The sequence below is a fragment of the Streptomyces sp. NRRL WC-3549 genome (assembly GCF_000721935.1).
In the GTDB taxonomy this organism is placed as follows: domain Bacteria; phylum Actinomycetota; class Actinomycetes; order Streptomycetales; family Streptomycetaceae; genus Streptomyces.
This window is the reverse complement of the sequence record NZ_KL585386.1, coordinates 126,328-127,809: the sequence shown is the minus strand read 5'-3', so window position 1 is coordinate 127,809 and position 1,482 is coordinate 126,328. Positions and strand designations below refer to the sequence as shown.

Sequence of the window (1,482 nt, the reverse complement as noted above, 5' to 3'; positions counted from 1 at the left end):
CCCTCCACCATCCGTGTGGGCACCGGCGGGGTGATGCTCCCCAACCACCAGCCGTTCGTCGTGGCCGAGCAGTTCGGGGTGCTCGCCTCCCTGTTCCCCGGCCGGATCGACATGGGGCTGGGCAGGTCCGTCGGCTTCACCGACGGCGTCCGCAGGGCGCTGGGGCGGGACAAGCAGGACGCGGACGCCTTCGCCGAGCAGCTCGCCGAGCTGCTCGGCTGGCTGGACGGCACCCAGCGGGCGCACCCCGACGTACACGCCCGTCCCGCCGAAGGACTGCGCATCCCGCCGTACGTCCTGGCGACCGGAGAGGGCGCCACGATCGCCGCGGCCATGGGCCTGCCCCTGGTCATGGGGGACCTTCGCGACCGCGAACGCCTGGTGCGCGCCGTGGAGGCGTACCGGGAGGCATTCGTCCCCTCCAAGTGGGCCGAGGCGCCCTACGTGCTGGTGGCGGGCACCGTGGCCGTCGCCGGTACGGCGGAGGCGGCCCGCCGGCTGCTCGTCCCCGAGGCCTGGTCCATGGCGTACGCCCGCACCCACGGCACGTTTCCGCCGCTGGCGCCGGCCGAGGAGATCGAGGGGCTGACGATGACGGCCAGGGAACGGCGGCTCTTCGAGGACGGGCTGCGCGGTCAGCTCGCGGGGACCGAGGACGAGGTGGCCGCCGCGCTCGACCGGGTCGTCGGGGAGACCGGGGCGGACGAGGTACTGGTCACCACCAGCACCTACGACCGCGCGGCCCTCGTCGACTCCATGACCCGGCTCGCCCGGGCCGCGGGGCTGACCGGGCCGAGCGGGGACACCGCGGCCTGAGGTGCTGAGCGCTGAGCCGGGCCACGGAACACCGGGCCGAGCCACGGAACACCGGGCCGGGCCACGGAACACCGGGCCGGGCCACGGAATCCCGGGGCCCGTACCGGTGTCCCGGAGCCCGGCCGTGTGCCACCGCCCCGGCTATTCCATCGGGTAGATGTCCCCGCTGGCCATCCCGCTGACCTGCTCACTCTCCGCTTCGAGCCGGCGCGCCTTGTCCTGGAGGCGCTTGCGCTCTCCGGGATCGGCGGTCTGCTCGGCGGAATGCTGGAGATCCTTGGCCTTGTCGCGCATCTGACGGGCACGTCCGTGCAGGTCGTCTGACTCGCTCATGATCACTCCCTGGCGGTGTCGGAGCGGACACCCTCCACGGAACCAGGCCGACGGGGGTGCGCGCATCTCGGCAGGGCGGCGGGGACGCACCGGGTGACCGGCGCGGGCGTCACTCGAACCGCGAGACGTCCCCGGCGCCACGCCGCACGATCTCCAGACCGCCGCCGGAGAAGTCGATGACCGTGGTCGGTTCGGTGCCGCAGTCGCCGGAGTCCAGGACGATGTCGACGACGTGGTCGAGGCGCTCCTTGATCTCCCAGCCCTGCGTCAGCGGTTCCTCCTCGTCGGGCAGGAGCAGCGTGCTGGAGAGCAGCGGCTCGCCCAGCTCCGCCA

Annotated in this window: 3 protein-coding genes; 1 reads left to right on the top strand and 2 read right to left on the bottom strand. The window is 73.5% G+C overall.

Annotated features, from left to right (window positions below; all coding sequences use genetic code 11):
- Positions 1-816: MsnO8 family LLM class oxidoreductase (locus tag IH13_RS0104965; protein WP_037840790.1), on the top strand; the 816-nt coding region annotated here is incomplete at its 5' end.
- Positions 817-957: 141 nt separating this feature from the next.
- Here the strand turns inward: IH13_RS0104965 and IH13_RS0104960 are convergent.
- Positions 958-1,149, bottom strand: coding sequence for a DUF6381 family protein (locus IH13_RS0104960; protein ID WP_031081323.1), 192 nt, complete (start codon positions 1,147-1,149; stop codon positions 958-960).
- A gap of 109 nt (positions 1,150-1,258) precedes the next feature.
- Positions 1,259-1,482: L-threonylcarbamoyladenylate synthase (locus tag IH13_RS0104955; protein WP_031081322.1), on the bottom strand; the 224-nt coding region annotated here is incomplete at its 5' end.

Bases quoted from the DNA above. Each gene is read 5' to 3' on its own strand.
- IH13_RS0104960 (WP_031081323.1), bottom strand. From the start codon at position 1,149: ATGAGCGAGTCAGACGACCTGCACGGACGTGCCCGTCAGATGCGCGAC.